16 protein-coding genes and 1 pseudogene are annotated in these 16,791 nt (G+C 58.7%); 9 read left to right on the forward strand and 8 right to left on the reverse strand.

Annotated elements, in window-relative coordinates; translation table 11 throughout:
- Positions 1-369: 369 nt before the first annotated feature.
- Complete coding sequence (locus EOS_RS10310; RefSeq protein WP_047846530.1) at positions 370-2,055, forward strand: SulP family inorganic anion transporter; 1,686 nt, start codon at positions 370-372, stop codon at positions 2,053-2,055.
- A gap of 207 nt (positions 2,056-2,262) precedes the next feature.
- Complete coding sequence (locus tag EOS_RS10315; RefSeq protein WP_047846531.1) at positions 2,263-2,454, forward strand: YqaE/Pmp3 family membrane protein; 192 nt, start codon at positions 2,263-2,265, stop codon at positions 2,452-2,454.
- A gap of 330 nt (positions 2,455-2,784) precedes the next feature.
- On the opposite strand, the gene EOS_RS46180 is transcribed toward EOS_RS10315, so the two are convergent.
- The 7 genes from EOS_RS46180 to EOS_RS10350 all read right to left on the reverse strand — a co-directional run bounded on the left by EOS_RS46180 (position 2,785) and on the right by EOS_RS10350 (position 8,588).
- Complete coding sequence (locus tag EOS_RS46180; protein WP_047846532.1) at positions 2,785-3,117, reverse strand: MFS transporter; 333 nt, start codon at positions 3,115-3,117, stop codon at positions 2,785-2,787.
- A 78-nt stretch (positions 3,118-3,195) separates the two neighbouring features.
- Positions 3,196-4,836, reverse strand: coding sequence for a methyl-accepting chemotaxis protein (locus EOS_RS10325; protein WP_047846533.1), 1,641 nt, complete (start codon positions 4,834-4,836; stop codon positions 3,196-3,198).
- Positions 4,837-5,036: 200 nt separating this feature from the next.
- Positions 5,037-5,678 (reverse strand): DUF1109 domain-containing protein, encoded by a 642-nt coding sequence (locus EOS_RS10330; protein WP_047846534.1) that lies wholly within the window; start codon positions 5,676-5,678, stop codon positions 5,037-5,039.
- 365 nt (positions 5,679-6,043) lie between these two features.
- Positions 6,044-6,547, reverse strand: a complete 504-nt coding sequence (locus tag EOS_RS10335; RefSeq protein WP_047846535.1) for a DoxX family protein — start codon at positions 6,545-6,547, stop codon at positions 6,044-6,046.
- Positions 6,548-6,552: 5 nt separating this feature from the next.
- Positions 6,553-7,332, reverse strand: coding sequence for an HvfC/BufC N-terminal domain-containing protein (locus EOS_RS10340; protein WP_047846536.1), 780 nt, complete (start codon positions 7,330-7,332; stop codon positions 6,553-6,555).
- On the reverse strand, positions 7,322-8,191 hold the full coding sequence (gene bufB / locus EOS_RS10345; RefSeq protein WP_063177455.1) for an MNIO family bufferin maturase: 870 nt from the start codon (positions 8,189-8,191) through the stop codon (positions 7,322-7,324). The genes EOS_RS10340 and bufB overlap by 11 nt, the downstream gene beginning before the upstream one ends.
- 85 nt (positions 8,192-8,276) lie before the next feature.
- Positions 8,277-8,588 (reverse strand): BufA1 family periplasmic bufferin-type metallophore, encoded by a 312-nt coding sequence (locus EOS_RS10350; protein ID WP_047846537.1) that lies wholly within the window; start codon positions 8,586-8,588, stop codon positions 8,277-8,279.
- Between the two features lie 1,186 nt (positions 8,589-9,774).
- On the opposite strand from EOS_RS10350, the pseudogene lhpH reads away from it, so the two are divergent.
- The 6 genes and pseudogenes from lhpH to EOS_RS10385 all read left to right on the forward strand — a co-directional run.
- A pseudogene (gene lhpH / locus EOS_RS10360) lies at positions 9,775-10,683 on the forward strand (trans-3-hydroxy-L-proline dehydratase); the annotation flags it as partial.
- Positions 10,684-10,865: 182 nt separating this feature from the next.
- Positions 10,866-11,591 (forward strand): haloacid dehalogenase type II, encoded by a 726-nt coding sequence (locus EOS_RS10365; RefSeq protein WP_047846540.1) that lies wholly within the window; start codon positions 10,866-10,868, stop codon positions 11,589-11,591.
- Between the two features lie 120 nt (positions 11,592-11,711).
- Complete coding sequence (locus tag EOS_RS10370) at positions 11,712-12,437, forward strand: haloacid dehalogenase type II (RefSeq protein WP_047846541.1); 726 nt, start codon at positions 11,712-11,714, stop codon at positions 12,435-12,437.
- A 42-nt stretch (positions 12,438-12,479) separates the two neighbouring features.
- Positions 12,480-12,974 (forward strand): Lrp/AsnC family transcriptional regulator, encoded by a 495-nt coding sequence (locus EOS_RS10375; protein ID WP_047846542.1) that lies wholly within the window; start codon positions 12,480-12,482, stop codon positions 12,972-12,974.
- 398 nt (positions 12,975-13,372) lie between these two features.
- Complete coding sequence (locus EOS_RS10380; protein ID WP_047846543.1) at positions 13,373-13,615, forward strand: type II toxin-antitoxin system CcdA family antitoxin; 243 nt, start codon at positions 13,373-13,375, stop codon at positions 13,613-13,615.
- A complete protein-coding gene (locus EOS_RS10385) occupies positions 13,615-13,935 on the forward strand; it encodes a CcdB family protein (protein ID WP_047846544.1) in 321 nt (106 codons plus the stop codon). Before EOS_RS10380 ends, EOS_RS10385 begins: the two co-directional genes overlap by 1 nt.
- 388 nt (positions 13,936-14,323) lie before the next feature.
- Here EOS_RS10385 and EOS_RS10390 read toward each other — a convergent pair whose 3' ends face one another.
- A complete protein-coding gene (locus tag EOS_RS10390) occupies positions 14,324-15,250 on the reverse strand; it encodes a LysR family transcriptional regulator (protein ID WP_047846545.1) in 927 nt (308 codons plus the stop codon).
- Between the two features lie 114 nt (positions 15,251-15,364).
- Here EOS_RS10390 and EOS_RS10395 point away from each other — a divergent pair, with 114 nt between their 5' ends.
- Positions 15,365-16,765, forward strand: coding sequence for a M20 family metallopeptidase (locus EOS_RS10395; RefSeq protein ID WP_047846546.1), 1,401 nt, complete (start codon positions 15,365-15,367; stop codon positions 16,763-16,765).
- The last annotated feature ends 26 nt before the right edge of the window (positions 16,766-16,791 follow it).

The following is a 16,791-nucleotide window of genomic DNA, read 5'->3' on the forward strand; positions in this document are numbered from 1 at the left end:
CGACGAATTCGCGGATACCCGCGAGCCCGGCCCGTTGAACGTTCCGGCCGGAGCATTAGCATCTGCGCTGGTCTTCGGCCCTGTTAGCACGGTCCGGACAGGGCATAGCCTCATGTAACGAACGTAGTGCCGGTTACCTTTCAGAAAGCTCACGCTCATGTCACCCTCGCAGTGACGAAACATGCCTATGTTCGCCCGCTTTATAGCATGGCGTTTTTCTATTGCCCACGAGATGCAGCCCAGACACCCCGCCCGGCGAGACAGCCGTCAAGAAACCTTGCTCTTCCAAATCAAGTTGCGGCACGATGCGCCAATGACAAAATTCATTTTTATCGCACCCTCGGGTGCGACATCGTTCGGGGACGCACAATGCGCTTTAACTTATTGAAGGGCGTCCTGCCGCTCGGCCGCGCTACGGCACTCCGCGATCTCCTGGCCGGTGTGACGCTCGCGTCAATGGACATCCCGCAAGTACTGGGTTACGCGCGCATAGCGGGAATGCCGGCCGTGACCGGTCTTTACACCGCATTTTTACCGCTCCTGGCATTCGCGATCTTTGGCGCGTCTCGTCATCTGGTCGTCGCAGCGGACTCCGCGACGGCCACGATCTTCGCCAGCCGGCTGTCGACCATGGCAGCGGCCGGAAGCCCGCAATACATGGCGCTCGCCGGGGTCGTCGCGCTGCTGACTGCCGGACTGCTATTGATCGCGCGGATCTTCAAGCTCGGTTTCCTGGCCGATTTTCTATCCCGCACCGTCTTGCTCGGCTTCCTTGCCGGCGTCGGCATTCAGGTCGGCGTCGCCATGCTGGGCGACATGCTCGGCGTCCACGTGGGGTCGTCCCGGACCGTGGGGCAGATCGAATCGATTATCCTCCACCTGCCTCAGCTGTCGGTTCCGACACTGGGTATCTCGGTGGCGGTGGTGAGCTGCATCCTCATTTTCAAGCGCCTTTTGCCGCATCTTCCCGTCGCCATGTTCGCAGTGGTCGGCGGCATTGCGGCAAGTTATGCCTACGACTTCGCCGGACATGGAATCGCGGTCGTAGGTCCGGTTGCCGGGGGCCTGCCCGCGCTGAGCTTCCCGGTTGCCACCTGGGAGCAGACGCTGGACCTGGTACCCGTGGCCGCTTCGTGTTTTGTCATGATCATCGCGCAAAGCGTCGCGGCGGGCCGCGTGTTTGCGGAGCGTTATCACGAACCCGTCGACGCCGATGCCGACATCCTGGGGATAGCGGCAGCCAACGCAGTTGCGTCGATAAGCGGGGCGTTCGTGGTCAACGGCAGTCCGACCCAGACCGCCATGGCGGATCGCGCCGGTGCGCGCAGCCAGTTCGCGCAAGTGGTTTTCGCGGGCGTCGTGGGCGTGGTGTTGCTGTTCTTCAGCAAGTGGCTACAGTATCTTCCGCACTGCGTGCTGGCGGGCATCGTCTTCACGATCGCCATTGGGCTGATCGACGTGAAAAGTCTTTACGCCATCCGGCGCGAAAGTCCTGGCGAACTCACGCTGGCGCTCGTCACGGCCACAGCCGTGGTGGTCATTGGCGTGGAGGATGGAATACTTCTCGCGGTCGCGTTGTCGTTGCTGCGCCATGTACGCCATAGCTATCATCCGCACACCATGATGCTGGCGCCCACTGCGGCCACTGGCGGACGCTGGGCGCCCGTGCCCGCGACGCCGGGCACCCAGACGGCACCCGGCCTGATCGTTTACCGGTTCGGCGCCGACCTGTTTTTCGCGAACGACCATTTTTTCGTCGACGATGTGCGTCACCTGCTCGACCGCGCGCCCACGCCAGTCCGCTGGTTCATAGTCGATGCCGGCGCCATCACGGATCTGGATTATTCGGCGGCAAGGACTCTCGCTGAATTCTGCCAGAGTTTGAAGCAGCGTAGTATCAACGTGCTGTTTGCGCGCGTTAACCAGTATCTGCGAGCCGATATGGACCGCCACGGAATCACGGTTGTGCTGGGGGAAACGCACCTCTTCGAGACGCTGCATGCGGCGCTTGTCGCGGCTGGATTCGATCCGTCGGCGGCCTCGAGCACGCATTAGTGATGCACCGGATGGGACAGGCGAGACGCCGCACCGCAGCAAGCTCCAACGCTGAGCGCGGCGTAGAACAGCAATCGCCAATCGTTGATCAGGGTCGTACGGAAAGGGCTAAAGTTTCAAAACCGCAGGCCGTTATAGCGTGGTCGTACGACGTTATACCGCGGTCGTCACCGTTGGATGACCTTCCACTAACATTACGGAAAAACCATGCGCCTCCTGCTCGCCATTTTCTTGCCCTGGCTTCAGTTCTTCACGATTGGCCGGCCGTTTGCCGGGATCATTTGCCTCGCGCTTCAACTCACGGTTATTGGCTGGATCCCGGCAGCGATCTGGTCGGTCTACGCACTGAGCGAATACAAGACTGACCGGAAAATCGCGCGCGCGGTCGCGGGGCGGTAAGGGCAGGGGTTTTCGTTCGCACTTGGTCGAAGGCCCGCGAAGCCGAAGCGGCGGATGTCCTGGAGGACATCAAGGCTCGTGTGGCGGAATTCGGATTTACGGTCGATGACGTGTTCTCTGCCGGCAAGAGAATACGCAAACGCCACGAACGCAGCGGACCCACGTATCGAGATCCTGTTTCGGGTGCAACGTGGAGCGGGATGGGCCGCGCACCTGGCTGGATCAGAGACCAGCCGGGCACACGGCCCACGACCGATCCGGCCGATGCCAAGCGCCCAACCTACGCCGGCTGCGCAAATGCGTGTGGGATAGAACCCACCCACGAAAGCATTAGCCTGCCTGACCGTCCACAATGCAAAAGCCCGCGCAGAACACGGCCGGCAACACCAGGCCAAGGTTCGCACCCACCGACCCCACAATACTAATGAAAAGCGCCGCGCACGCAAACGCCACACCGAGCACCAGAGTAGGCGTGATCCGATCCGAGAGATAGCCGACGACCAGCGCGCCGATCGTGCCGCCAACCTGAAAATACGCGGTAGTGCGAACAGCATCGCCGGTATGAAGCCCGCTGCCGATAAGCACGGCCGGCAGCCAGTTGGTAAAGAAATACAGAACGACCAGATTCATCACGATCGACAGCCAAATCAGCGATGTTGCCACCGCCCGCCTTGGCCTAGAGCGTTAAGACGAGACCCAGTCGGTTTGCGGTTCTACTGCGTCGCGAACGACACACGTTCCTCAACTGGCAGTTTCTGGAGTGGCGTTAGCTGATGGTAAAGCGGCGACTGCAACTCGAGGCGTCGGAAAGTCAGCCCTTGAAGGATCGGCTCCCAGCTTGAAGATCGACACTATCTCGCGTAGCGTGCTGGATTGTGCCGCCATCGACTGCGCGGCGGCAGACGCTTCTTCAACCAATGCGACGTTTTGTAGTGTCACCTGGTCCATCTGCGCGACGGCGGTATTGACCTGCTCGATGCCGGTAAGCTGTTCAAGGGACGCTGCAGTAATCTCCCCCATCAGGTCGGAGACACGTTTGACTGCCAGGACTACTTCGCCCATGGTCGTCCCCGCTTCTTCGACCAAAACCGAACCAGCCTTCACACGGTCAACGGAATGCGCTATCAGCCCCTTGATTTCCTTTGCCGCGCTGGCACTTCGTTGCGCGAGGGTGCGCACTTCCCCGGCGACTACGGCAAAACCGCGACCTTGATCACCAGCACGCGCTGCCTCCACCGCTGCGTTCAGCGCGAGAATGTTGGTCTGAAATGCAATAGCTTCGATCACGGCAATAATATCGGCAACCTTTGCCGAGCTTGCCGATATAGCGTGCATGGTCTCGATCACCCGGCCCACTACGTCGCCGCCACGTTGTGCGATATCGGAAGCGTTTGCGGCAAGCGTATTGCCTTGTCGGGCGCTTTCGGTGTTTTGCTTGACGGTGGCGGTCAGCTCTTCCATGCTCGCTGCGGTTTCTTCAAGTGACGCTGCCTGCTCTTCCGTGCGCTGGCTCAGATCCGTATTGCCTGCCGCGATCTGATCAGCTCCCGTAGCAATGCTCTCGCTGCCAGATCTAACACGCCCAACTACTTCTGCGAGTCTCTCATTCATGTGTTTCAGCGCTCGCAGAAGTTGGCTTGTTTCGTCTTTGCCACTCACTTCGATCCTCGAGGTCAGGTCGCCTTGCGCGACCGTTTGTGCAATCTTCACGGATATGCTGATTGGAACCGTAATGGAGCGGGTGATGACGAACGCGACAACGAGGCTCAATGCAATGGCCATTCCGATCAGCATCCACGTGAACAGCAATGCGTTGTGAAACGCGGCCGCAGCCTGCGCACTGTCGTCGTCCGCCCCCTGGCTGTTCAACGCAATATCCTGCGCGACAAGTTCAGTGACCGTGGTGAACGCGCGCGAAGACTCACCCTCGGCGAGAGATCGGGCGTCAGCGAAATGCTCATCTCCGCTGTCGGAAAGCGCATTCAGCTTTTTGTCCAAAGAGAGATAGGTGTTCCACGCCGCCTTGATCTTGTTTGACAGCTGCAGTTCCTCGGCGGAGCCCACCACTGCCTCGTATTGTGGCCACACTCGCGAAAGCTCACTAAGCGCTGCGTCATGCTTCGATCGTTGGGACTTGCGTTCTGAAGAACTGGTTGCGATCAGGTAACCTAAGGATGCTTGGCGAGTCTCACTAGCCAGCGCCTGGATATTGCCTAGCCGCTGGACGCTGGGAAGCAGGTTCGTTGCGAGGTCCTGTGTGCCGTCATAGATGCGAGAAGCCTGAACCAGGCCTAGCGCGCCTACCAGACATAACAAAACGAGCGTCGCGCCAAATCCTATTCCAAGGCGAACGCCGATCCTGAGGCTACCAATAACTTTCACGATTTTTCCTTTGTGTGTGTCGACCGCTATAAGCAAAACGACATCGAGAAAAGATTCTTAGGCGCCGCAGAAGCCTATGGGAAAGGCGATCGCGGCGAGGTGCAATTAAAGGGCGTGGGCAGATGACACGCCGGTATTGACGGTCATGCAAGCGTTAACTGATACGTGGTTCAACGTAACAAGGTGTTGCTTCCGCTGCCTTACCACCGCAAGTAAATCGGAGCAAGTGCAGCCCCTATGCCGGCGGTCACGACAACTGCCAGTACATACCAGACACCCCAGAACGGCACGGACATCTCTGAACAGTAAAGGGAGTACACAAGCAGTCCTTGCGCGCCGGCGAGCAGTCCGACACCTGCGCCAGCCAATGCAAGGCGGGTAGGGGCGAGTCCCTTCATGGCGCGCATCACAGCGGCAAGTGATGGCAGAGACAGCAGAACGACATTAGCCGTGGTGACTCGCCATGTTGTCCCCAACATCAGTTGCAGACGATAGCCTGGCGGTGTCGCGAGCAGAATAAAGATGACCATGAGCATCATGGTCACGAAGGGCATTGCGACCGCGAACCATGCAAGCTTGAGCAGCGCGCCGGGACGGCCAAGACATGCAGCGAGTTTCATTGCAGTCACAACGGTCGCCGTCGGAAACGCAAGCCGTACCCAGAACATCGTCGTCAGTATCAGTTTCGGCATATCGCTCCTGATGCCGTAGAGCACCACCAGCAACGCCATGCTGCCCGCAAAGCCAACTATGAGCGCTCGATTGAGCCTTCTCGATACGGCATTGGACTCGACGGGCGTCAGATCATTAGCCAGCCGAAATATCAGATCGCCGGTTTTCATTTCGCCTCTTCGTGTCGAATCTAAGCGCGCGTCCGTTTGACGGTATAGTCGCTACCGCCGGGAAGCAGGCGCAAGCTTCCAGATGACACATGGTGATGGCGCCAGGCTTACCACGCGTGCTCGTTCCTTTCCTTCTGAAACTTCAAGTACTTGGCGTTCCGCCAAGTACTCCTGCAGAGGAGAAGTCCAGATATCGCTGGCAATTGAACGGGGACGGGCGGATTTGGACCTCACCGTTGGTTAGTCGGAAAACACTTCCGAAGTCCTATAGGACTCTTGATGGTCGTTCCAGTCGGGTAACACATCGAACCTCACGTCCAGGAGAACATTCAGCGCACCAGCCCGTGTTTGGTAGATGCTCCGGGTCAGGATCTGGGCGACTTGTCACCAAGCATATAGTCAATGGAAACCGCGCCTGGGCCCCACGCCGCGATTCCCAAGGCCATTGCAAACCAAGTCAGGTGGATCGGCCAGCCGTCCGGTACAGTCAGCTCGATGATGCACGTCATAAGTATGATGCCGGCTGCAGCGAACCGGGTTCCGAAGCCAAGTACGAGCAGCACCGGGAACGTTACCTCACCGCAGCCCGATAGAAATGCAAAAACAGCTGGGTGAGGAAACGGATATGGACCACCCGGGAGGTGCAACTTGAACTCCTCCGTGAACAGGTCGATCGCCGTATCGTTGAGTTGAAGGAATCCGTGCCATTTGAGGATGCCCGATTTCCAGAACGGCACGGCCAAGGCAAGCCGCAGCACCAGTTGAACGAGCCACGGTTGCGCGAGCCGCTGGATCAGCCGCTTCGCCGTGCCAATCGTGGATATGACAATGCCTGGAAACGGAAGTCTTACGTCTTGTTGGTCTGACATGTTGATCAATCTCCATGTTCAATGGCGGTAAACACGCCGGCTGAGATCATCCCTACCAGGTTGGCCTGGAGATCGAAGGAAGGGGCTTCTTGAAATGCGGCCGCGACCGCTTCACCCAGTGATGCACCCCCGAGAAGACTGATGAGGAAGGTCGCACCACCGGGCGGCAGGCGCGATACCACCACGTCCCGCTCCGGTCGCGTCACGAGTGCATCCTCCGGTTCGCTTGAGCGGAGCGGAGCAACAGGGCCATCAGTCCGGTTCATCGCAAAGATTGCGACGGCCGGATAGGGTGATCGTACGATCCGCGCGGCGGGGTGCGCCTTGAAACGCACGCTTGCCAGCGACGCCGGCTCAATGCTTCCCAACGCTTCGGCAGCAAGCACGGGCAGGTCGGCAGCGTGATAGGCATCCAGCCACGCCCGCTCGATGCGCGCCGTATCCGCCAGCCACGGCATGTCACGGGAATATTCGTAGGACTCGATGAACGCAGGAAAATCCCGCCCGTACTCGAACAGCAACGGCGAAGCAGGAGGAGTTTCGCGAATGTGGAAACGGGCCATCGCCCTGAAGAATTCGACGCCCGTAATGCGCTGGATAGCAGGATAGATAGCAGCGAGCGCGTCGATCAAGCTGACCGTGACGTTATTACGATAAATGTTATAGCGCTTGATTACGCCCTTTCCCGACGGGGCGACCACGTCGTCCGATGCCACCATCGCGGGGTCCGTCAGACCCGGTGCAAACGCTGCGGCGTAGTCGTATAGGCGATATTCAGACCTCATGGTTGAGCTCCCCGGTCAGCACTATCCCGTGTTCATTCATGATCCGCCGAGCCGTCATTGCCTGAGCCCGCAAGACGGGCCAGTCGGGAAGGTTGCTATCCCATTCGATCAGCGTTGGTCTCGGTCCAATGCGCGATACGACATCCCTGTAAAGCATCCAGACAGAATCGGAGATGACGCGGTCGTGGCTGTCTATGAGCAGCAGTTCGTTCTCGTCGTCGAGTTGCTCGCTATGGCCGGCGAGGTGTATCTCCCCCACGTGTTCAAGTGGGAAATCGGCGAGGTACGCTGAGGCCGAAAAACCGTGATTGTTCGCCGATACAAAAACGTTATTGACGTCCAATAGCAGTCCGCAGCCGGTGCGTTGCGAGACCTCGCGGATGAAGTCGGTTTCGCTCATTGTCGAGGAAGCGAAAGCAACGTAGGTCGACGGATTCTCAAGGAGAATGGGACGTCTTATCGCTTCCTGCACCTGGTCGATGTGCGCGCACACCTTATCGAGCGTGTCTTTCGTGTACGGCAAAGGCAGGAGGTCGTTGAAGAATGTTCCGCCGTGTGAGGACCATGCGAGGTGCTCGGACACAAGCATGGGCTCATAGCAAGCGACCAGGTCGCGAAAGCGCGCGAGATGGGTTAGATCGAGTGCTTCCGGTCCGCCGATCGACATACACACGCCGTGAATGGAAAGCGGATAGTCCTCACGAATGGCCGAAAGCACCCGATGTGGCGGACCGCCAGCGCCCATGCAGTTTTCTGCATGAACCTCGAAGAATCCGTCCTTCAGGCCGTCGGCGAGAATCGCGGACAGGTGTTCATGCTTGAAACTCGTTCCGACAATCGCCTGAGCGCCGGGCTTCATTTGAAAGGGGCGGTCTGGTTCGCCAACTGCCGTTGTGCTGGTGGAATCGTCCATGTCCGCCCCGTTCCTTTTGTCGTTCGCCGGATCAGGACTTCAGCGGGGTGAGGGAGCCGTGGCCGCCACCCGGCACTTCGATACTCGCGCACGTGCCGCCCTGAACGAACTTCCACGAGTTACCCTGGAAATCCGTCGCCGAAGTACCCTGGCACGTAGTGCCGGGACCGGCGGCGCAGTCGTTTTGTCCCTTCAGGGCGACGCCGTAACACTTCTCCTTGTGCGCGGCGACAGCAGCGGCTCCTTCGGCCGGCGTAAGCGGTGCTGCGTGGGCAATCGATGCGAGCAAGCTCGCGACAACGCCAGCGAGCAGGGTGGCACTAACAGTGGTTTTTGCAGACATTGAATCTCTCCGGTAGTTGGGATAGAAGGTACCCGTGATGGGTACGTTATCTATTTCGAGGGGGGCAGCTGTTTGGTTACAGGGGAATCGTTTTTTTTGCTTTCAACCTGCGGAGCGATGAAATCAGCCATTTGATTAGGAGATGACATAGATCTGTAACAAGCAGCAGTCGAACCTTCTTCGCGGAAGGTCGCCCGCGCCGACCACGGTATGGGATGCCGGCATGATGCTGGAGATTGCGGTCGCCACGGCGGAGCAGTCAGATGCGATCGAGCAGGTGAGCCGCGTCGTCGAACACCTAGATCGAACGATCTCAGTAGACTGCCGCACTCGTTGAGCGAACGGCGACAGCCGCCGGCTCATTGAGGGGCGAAGCTGCGCGTCTCATGGATTCAGTAAGCGTGTTTCGACTCCCGGGCGGGCCACCTTTTCGTCTGAGGGCGGTGCCGAGACGTTGCCGCCCGCTATCGGCCCGATGGCGATGGCGGGCACGTGACCGATTGTTTGTGGTTTTGCGGTGTGCCCCTGAAATATCTGGATAGAGCGGCTTTTCATCAATTACCTGGCTGCCGTTACTCGGCAATAGACCGAGGCCACGAGACCCCTCATGTGGCTTGCGGCACTGCTGATGTTGTGTGCGGTGTTGTCGTCGTATGCCGCCGGTTCGTGCAGCGCGATGGGTGGTGCGGGTACCGCTGCAGTCGTAGAGCTTTGCACCAGTGAAGTTTATTCAAGCTGCCCGCCAGCAGACCACGAGCTGAGCCGGCTGAGAGAGCCGATGAGTGCGACACAGGTGGTGATTCCGTTGGGATTGCAAGTCACTTACCGGCTGGAAAGACGTTCTGGCGCAGAAAATCTTCGATGCCCACCAGGAGAATCTGGTCGCCGTGCATCAAGGGTGATTGATATATACCCTCCAATTTTTTTTGAATGGTGAAGAGCTCCGGATGTGGCGAGGTACATTACCCGAGGCGGTCCGGAAGATCAACGCAAAACCGGCTGGCTCCCGTAAGTATCACTTTGACTTTGACTTTGACTTCGACACCGGGACCGGGACCGGATGATACGGTGGCGCTAGATGCCACCGTAGCCCCGCGCAATCCGGAGGTTGCCGGGTCTCTGTATCTGATTGTCACCGAAGATGCCTTGTCTTGCATGTGCTGCGTCCCTGGCTCGACCCGGTCCCCTCGTGGAACGCCGCGCATCGGTGCGCGAGAACGCGGACGAGATCCGTCAGGCCCTGATGTTTGAGCCGCGTGGCCACGCTGACATGTACGGCGGTTATCTGACGTCGCCAGTTTCACCGACAGCAGATTTCGGCGTCATCTTTCTCCATAACGAGGGCTATAGCGATCATTGTGGGCATGGCGTAATTGCATTAGCGACAGCTGCGGTTGAACTTGGATGGGTGCAGCGCCAGAGTCCGGAAACGCGGGTAGGTATCGACGCGCCATGCGGATTCATTGAGGCATTCGTGAAGTGGGACGGCACGCACGTGAATGGTGTTCGATTTATCAATGTGCCGTCGTTCATCTACCAGCGAGACGTCACGGTCGAGACACCGACCTACGGGACGGTGACCGGAGACATCGCATTCGGTGGCGCCTTTTACTTTTATACAGACGGTGCACCCCATGGTCTCGCGATTCGAGAGTCGTCGGTCGAGACGCTCAAGCAGTTTGGCGCCGAGGTCAAGCTTGCCGCCAATCTCGCGTATCCGGTCCTCCATCCGGACATTCCCGAGATCAATCACATCTATGGGACCATCATTCATGGCGCGCCGAGATCTGATGAGTCGACTCAGGCGAATTGCTGCATCTTCGCCGATCGGGAAGTCGACCGTTCGCCTACCGGATCAGGAACCGCGGGCCGCATCGCCCAACTTTACCTTCGTGGCGAAATCGAGCGGGGAGAGGTACTCGTCAACGAGTCGATTATCGGGTCTGTGTTTCGCGCTCGTGTGCTGGAAGAAGTGCAGCTTGGCATGTACCCGGCGGTGATCCCGGAGGTCGAAGGCTCCGCTTACATTTGCGGATTTGCCAACTGGGTCATCGACGAGCGTGATCCGCTCAAATACGGGTTCCTCGTACGTTAAAACCGTGTATTGGGTGGCCCGATCGCGGCGACATAGCAAACAGGAAGAACCCCGCAGCAGATTATGCTGATGATGTGCGGGCGATCAACAGAGATTGCCGATGCGGTGCGCAACATGAGTAACGGTTGCTGGGCGTGCCCAATAGACTAGGTCTAGCTCACCAACCAACAGGAGGAGTTACTATGAAACTGACCGACTTCGATACACTGACTTTCGACTGCTACGGCACGCTCATCGACTGGGAAACGGGCATCTTCGAGGGGTTGCGTCCTCTGCTCGAACGCGTCAACCCGCCGCTCGCGCGGGATCAGGTTCTCGAAGCCCACGCACGTCATGAGTCATCGCAGCAGGCCTACACGCCGGCTAAGCGTTACCAGGAATTGCTTCCGATCGTGTACAAGCGACTGGCCGAGGAATGGCAGGTGCCTTTCACGCACGAGGAGTGCCTGGCCTACGGCAAGTCCGTACGTAATTGGCCGGCATTCGAGGACTCTGCAGACGCGCTGCAGTATCTGAAGAAGTACTACAAGCTGGTCATCCTGTCGAACATCGACAACGACAGCTTCGCGGCCAGCCAAGCGAAGCTCCACGTCGAATTCGACGCGATCATCACCGCCGAGGACGTCGGCTCCTATAAGCCGTCGCCGCGAAACTTCGAGTACATGCTGGACAAGCTGGGCGACCGCGGTATCCGGAAGGAGAAGATCCTCCACACCGCGGAAAGCCTGTTCCACGACCACAAGCCCGCGAACGCGTTCGGGCTTGCATCGTGCTGGATCTATCGCCGCCATTCGCAGACCGGTTTCGGCGCGACGATGAACCCTGGTGAACAACCCACCATTAACTTCCGCTTCAACAGCATGGCGGAGCTTGCGAAGGCTCACCAGGAAGTGCTGCTGCAGAAGTAGGCAATCTACGTCATTCACCGGCGTTCGTGCCGGTTTGATTCGCCGCGCCGCTACCGGCGCGGCGTTTCCGAGCGCAGCGCGGTCCGCGCGAGCCGGAACACCCCAGTTAAGGAGCCCTTCATGCGGCTGACGGATTTCAAGGCCCTGACATTCGACTGTTACGGCACCCTGATCGACTGGGAGTCGGGCATCGTCGCGGGTCTGTCCGCGTTGGTCTCATCGCTCGACCCGCCATCGACCCGCGACCAGGTGTTGGAAGCGCACGCCCGCCACGAGTCATATCAGCAGAGCGCGACGCCCGACATGCCGTACAACCGGCTGCTCGAGGTGGTCTACAAGCGGCTCGCGGAGGAGTGGGGCGTCAGCTACACGCGTGAGCAGGCGGAGGCCTATGGCCGTTCGGTCCGCCATTGGCCTGCCTTCCCGGATTCGGCAAGTACGCTGCAGTATTTGAAGAAGTACTTCAAGCTGGTCATCATATCGAACGTGGACAACGAGAATTTCACCTACAGCCGCGCCAAGCTGCATGTACCCTTTGACGTCGTCGTCACGGCTGAGGACGTGGGAAGCTACAAGCCGTCGAGCCGTAATTTTGAATATGCGCTCGACGTGCTGTCGACGCTCGGCGTGCGTAAGGACGAAATCATGCACGTCGCGGACAGCATGTACCACGATCATGAGCCGGCCAACCGGCTGGACATTCGTTCATGCTGGATCCATCGGCGCTTCGAGCAGCGCGGACTCGGCGCGACGATGCGCACATTTGCAGAGCCGTCTGTCGATTTCAAGTTCACCAGCATGGCGCAGTTCGTCAAGGCGCATCACGAGGAACTTTCCCGCGTTTAGCGGGAAAGCCGGTTCGCCCGCCGTTTTCGAGAATAGAACGATATGAGCAACCGACCCAAACTCGACCGGATCGACATCAAGATCCTCGCCGAATTGCAGAGGAGCGGCAACATCACGAACGCGAATCTCGCGGCCGCCGTCGGCCTTTCTGCGAGCCCATGCCTGCAGCGCGTCAAGCGTCTTGAATCAGCCGGTGTGATCTCGGGATACGGCGCGCACGTGAATGTCGCGAAAGTGACCAGCATCGTGTCGGTGTTCACGGAAATCATGCTGCACGATCATCGGCGCGAAGATTTCGTGCGTTTCGAGGCGAACGTGCGGGATTTCGACGAAATTACCGAATGTCACCTGGTGAGCGGTGGGTACGACTATCTGCTCAAGTTCGTCGTCAAGGACATTGGTCACTACCAGGAAGTGGTTGAGCGCCTGCTTGACCGCAATCTCGGCATCGAGAAGTATTTCAGTTACATCGTGATCCGTTCGCCGTTCGTCAAGCACGGAGTGCCGCTCGACAAGTTGCTGACAGATAACGACTGAATCGACGCGCGAGGACCGGCGCGTCGACCCATTGTCCATCAATCTGTTCTTCAAGCGAGCGTGTTATGTGCGCTTCGAAGTTCAGCGCGCACGTCCGGCTGATAGTGGATGAGTCGATCGAGTTCGCGCATCGTCATGGTGATCATCCCGGTAAGCGCCACGATGAACTCCGGCAGTCTGAAGAACCGGCATTCAGCATGGCCCGAAAACGGCTTGGCTACGACATTTGTACTTTGCCTAAGTACGACATTACAACTTTGCTCTAATACAACTTAAAAGTTGATAATTTATCTTATGTCAAATTAAGATCCAAACCAGTTGCGGAGAGGAATATTCTCCACGAGTGATCGCCGATCATGTGGGCTATAATGCACATGTTTTCACACATGGAGGTGCGCATGGGTAAGGCACTCGAAGTCCGGGCACGCAAGTCTACGAACGTCACGCTGCCGCCTGAAGTCCTGGATCGGGCCAAGGAGCTCGGGATCAACCTTTCGCGCGCGAGTGAACGTGGCGTGCGCGAGGAAATTCAGGAGACCGAGGCTCGTCGTTGGGCCGACGACAATGCCGAGTTGGTCGCAGCATACACTGCGATGGTTGAACGCGACGGGCTGCCGCTCTCGAAGTACAGGACGTTTTAATGGCGCGTTTTGATCTCTACGCTAATCCCGACGATGAGACTCGGCGACTCGCACCGTATCTGCTCGACGTGCAGAGCACGCATGTCGGAATCTTGCCGACGCGCATCGTGATACCTTTGCGACCTACCCCGGATCTCGGCTTCTCAGGCAAACCGTCTGATTTGCTGCCAGTATTCGAGATCAATGGTGCGAATCACTTCCTCGACACGCCAGCCATGAGTGCTGTTCCCTTGAGCGCGCTTGGCAGGCGCATCGGCTCCTTTGCGGATCACCGCGATGCCATCTTGGCCGCGCTCGACCGAATTTTCGGCGCCTACTGACTAAAGGCAACATGGGGTTGGTCTGCTAGGCGGAAACTGCCCAAGGTGCAGAAATCAGCGGCTCTTTTGACACTCGACGTTGCGCGCTTGTGTTGATCGCCAACTTCTATAATTCCGTCTATCTCACTGCCTGGCACTGCCTCCCTTTTCGTGATTCGTGCGCCGCTGTGTTATGTGGCTCATAGACTTGCCAAGCTTTCGTTGAGATTTGCCCTCCGCTCGATGCAGCAGTCATTAATTAGTTCGCATAACTTATTAAAGTTCGGCAATTCGCTTTATTCAAAATTACTTTGAATGGCCCGAGCGCAAGCTTTCACTGACGTGGTCGACGATGCCCAAATGACGGCGGCCGACATCTGTCCAGCAAGTCCTTCTATCTCCCCACTCGCTATATACCAAACATTCCTTTCGCGGTAGCGTTAAGATCCTGCACGATCCAATCTATGCACTCTTGCGCTAATCCATCCAAAGGCCGCCCCGCAAGTGTCTTGACCTGAAGACGGCGCTGCTGCAAGAGCGGGTTGTCGAACGGCAGTGCGATCAACCCGTCGCCTGCCAATCGCTTTGCGACCGAGACATAGCCCGAGGGCATGACGGCGCGCGGCACTGTTTGTACGAAACGGTACAACGCGGCCACATACCGGCTACTGACGAAGGGCACGATCTCTATCCCTTCGACGTTGCACGCAATATCGAACAGTTGACGGTTCGTCGTACCCGGGTCTTGCAACAGCACCGGGAAGCGGACGATGTCGGCGAGCTGTACGGTCGTGTGGCTCGCAAGATCATGGTCACGGCGCATCAACGCCATAACCGGGGCCGGTAACGTCAGGCGTACGACCACGCCGGGCTCCGGCTTGAAACTGAATGACAGCGCAATCGATACCTCGCCGCTCATCAGCATCTGGCTCGCGACTTCTGACGAGACAACTTCCAGTTCGACGGCCGCATCGGGATGATTCGAGTAAAAGCCGCCGAGCGACACGGGAAGGAAATCGAACGCAAAACCTTCGGTGCAGGCAATCCTGATGGTCCGCGCGCGCTTGCGTTCGTCACCCTGGATCTCGGCGATGACCGACTGTGCGTCGGCGAGACTGCGCTGCGCGTGGCGGGCAAGAAGCCGGCCTGCATGCGACAGCACCATGCCCCGCGCGTGCCGCTCGAAGAGCGCCACGCCCACATCCCCTTCGAGCTTTGCAATATGCCGGCTTAGCGCGGACACGGTCAGCCCGAGTTTTTCCGTCGACGCCGTCAACGATCCAGACTGCGCGACCACCGAAAAATAATAGAGCGAAGGCTCGAGCAATTTGCGCATATTCGGACCCGCGGCAAGGTTTGACGAAAACGCAAATGTACCTTGTTTGATTGCGAATACAAAAAAGATCGCGGGGCATTAATCTGGCTCGACTGACACACCGAGCCGCCTTGAATGACACGCCAGAAAGCCATCGATCATGTATCCGCCTACTTCGACAGCGGCAAATTTCGTGCTGATCTAAGCCGCCGCATTGCGCGGCGAACGGAAAGCCAGCTTGAAGAAGCGGCCCCGGCGCTGCGCGCTTATTTATCGGATGAAATAGCGACCGCGCTCGACGCAATGGGCTTTACGACTGAAATCGCCGATAACCCCATCGCCGGGATGCCACCGGTGCTTCTTGCCCAGCGCATCGAAGCCGCGCATCTGCCCACCGTGCTCATCTATGGGCATGGCGACGTGATCAACGGCGACGCGTCGAACTGGACCAGCGGGCGTTCACCGTGGGAGCTTCAGGTTGAAGGCGAGCGCTGGTACGGTCGCGGCACGGCTGACAACAAGGGCCAGCACTCGATCAACCTGGGCGCGATTCAATCGGTTCTGCACACACGGGGATCGCTCGGGTTCAATGCAAAAGTGATCATCGAAATGGGAGAAGAAGTAGGTTCCCCAGGACTCGATGAAACTTGCCGGCTGAACGCAACGCGACTCTCGGCCGACCTTTTGATTGCATCGGACGGACCACGTCAGAAGGCATCCTCTCCCACCATTTTCCTGGGTTCGCGCGGCGCACTTCATTTCCGGCTTACCGTCAGGAACGAGTTTGGCGCACGTCATTCGGGCAACTGGGGCGGCGTGCTGGCGAACCCCGGCACCGTGTTGGCCAACGCCGTGGCGAGCCTTGTAGACGGTCATGGCCGAATCCGGATCAACGGACTGCTCTCGCCCCCGATTCCAACGCGCGTCAGGGAACTAGTCTCGGACCTTGAAGTCGGGGCGGACGAAGGCGACCCGCCACTTTCCGGTGGCTGGGGAGAGCCGGGCCTGACGGCGGCGGAGCGGATCTATGCCTGGAACACACTCGAAGTACTGGCGATGAGAACAGGCAACGTCGAGCGCCCGATCAGCGCGATTCCGAACGCTGCCGAGGCCGTTTGCCAATTGCGGTTCGTGGTGGGCACCGATTGGCGCAACGCGAAGGCGATCATCACCGACCATCTGCGCCGCGAAGGCTTTCCTCAAGTCGAGGTGTCCATCGAAGCATCGGGGAGTGCCACACGCCTCGATCCCGATCACGCGTGGGTGAACTGGGCCCATGCGTCGATTGCCGCGACCACCGCCAAGGCCGTGACAATCCTGCCCAACCTGGGCGGGACCATTCCGAACGACTGCTTCGCGACCACCCTGGGGCTGCCCACCATCTGGATACCGCACTCGTATCCGAACTGCCGGCAACACGCACCCGACGAACACCTGCTTGCAAGCGTGGCCCGTGAAGCGCTGCAGCTCATGACGGGGCTTTTCTGGGATCTGGGCGACCCATACGCAGCCATGCCGGGGCGGATCAGCGCATAGGTCAAGCGCCGATACCCCGTCAACCT

This window comes from Caballeronia mineralivorans PML1(12) (assembly GCF_001028175.1).
Classification (GTDB): domain Bacteria; phylum Pseudomonadota; class Gammaproteobacteria; order Burkholderiales; family Burkholderiaceae; genus Caballeronia; species Caballeronia mineralivorans.

Coding starts and splice junctions, on each gene's coding strand:
- EOS_RS10365 (WP_047846540.1), top strand. CDS start 10,866: ATGAAACTGACCGACTTCGATACACTGACTTTCGACTGCTACGGCACG.
- EOS_RS10370 (WP_047846541.1), top strand. CDS start 11,712: ATGCGGCTGACGGATTTCAAGGCCCTGACATTCGACTGTTACGGCACC.
- EOS_RS10350 (WP_047846537.1), bottom strand. CDS start 8,588: ATGTCTGCAAAAACCACTGTTAGTGCCACCCTGCTCGCTGGCGTTGTC.
- EOS_RS10395 (WP_047846546.1), top strand. CDS start 15,365: ATGACACGCCAGAAAGCCATCGATCATGTATCCGCCTACTTCGACAGC.
- EOS_RS10330 (WP_047846534.1), bottom strand. CDS start 5,678: ATGAAAACCGGCGATCTGATATTTCGGCTGGCTAATGATCTGACGCCC.
- EOS_RS10340 (WP_047846536.1), bottom strand. CDS start 7,332: ATGAGGTCTGAATATCGCCTATACGACTACGCCGCAGCGTTTGCACCG.
- EOS_RS10380 (WP_047846543.1), top strand. CDS start 13,373: ATGGGTAAGGCACTCGAAGTCCGGGCACGCAAGTCTACGAACGTCACG.
- EOS_RS10375 (WP_047846542.1), top strand. CDS start 12,480: ATGAGCAACCGACCCAAACTCGACCGGATCGACATCAAGATCCTCGCC.
- EOS_RS10315 (WP_047846531.1), top strand. CDS start 2,263: ATGCGCCTCCTGCTCGCCATTTTCTTGCCCTGGCTTCAGTTCTTCACG.
- EOS_RS10385 (WP_047846544.1), top strand. CDS start 13,615: ATGGCGCGTTTTGATCTCTACGCTAATCCCGACGATGAGACTCGGCGA.
- bufB (WP_063177455.1), bottom strand. CDS start 8,191: ATGAAGCCCGGCGCTCAGGCGATTGTCGGAACGAGTTTCAAGCATGAA.
- EOS_RS10310 (WP_047846530.1), top strand. CDS start 370: ATGCGCTTTAACTTATTGAAGGGCGTCCTGCCGCTCGGCCGCGCTACG.
- EOS_RS10390 (WP_047846545.1), bottom strand. CDS start 15,250: ATGCGCAAATTGCTCGAGCCTTCGCTCTATTATTTTTCGGTGGTCGCG.
- EOS_RS10335 (WP_047846535.1), bottom strand. CDS start 6,547: ATGTCAGACCAACAAGACGTAAGACTTCCGTTTCCAGGCATTGTCATA.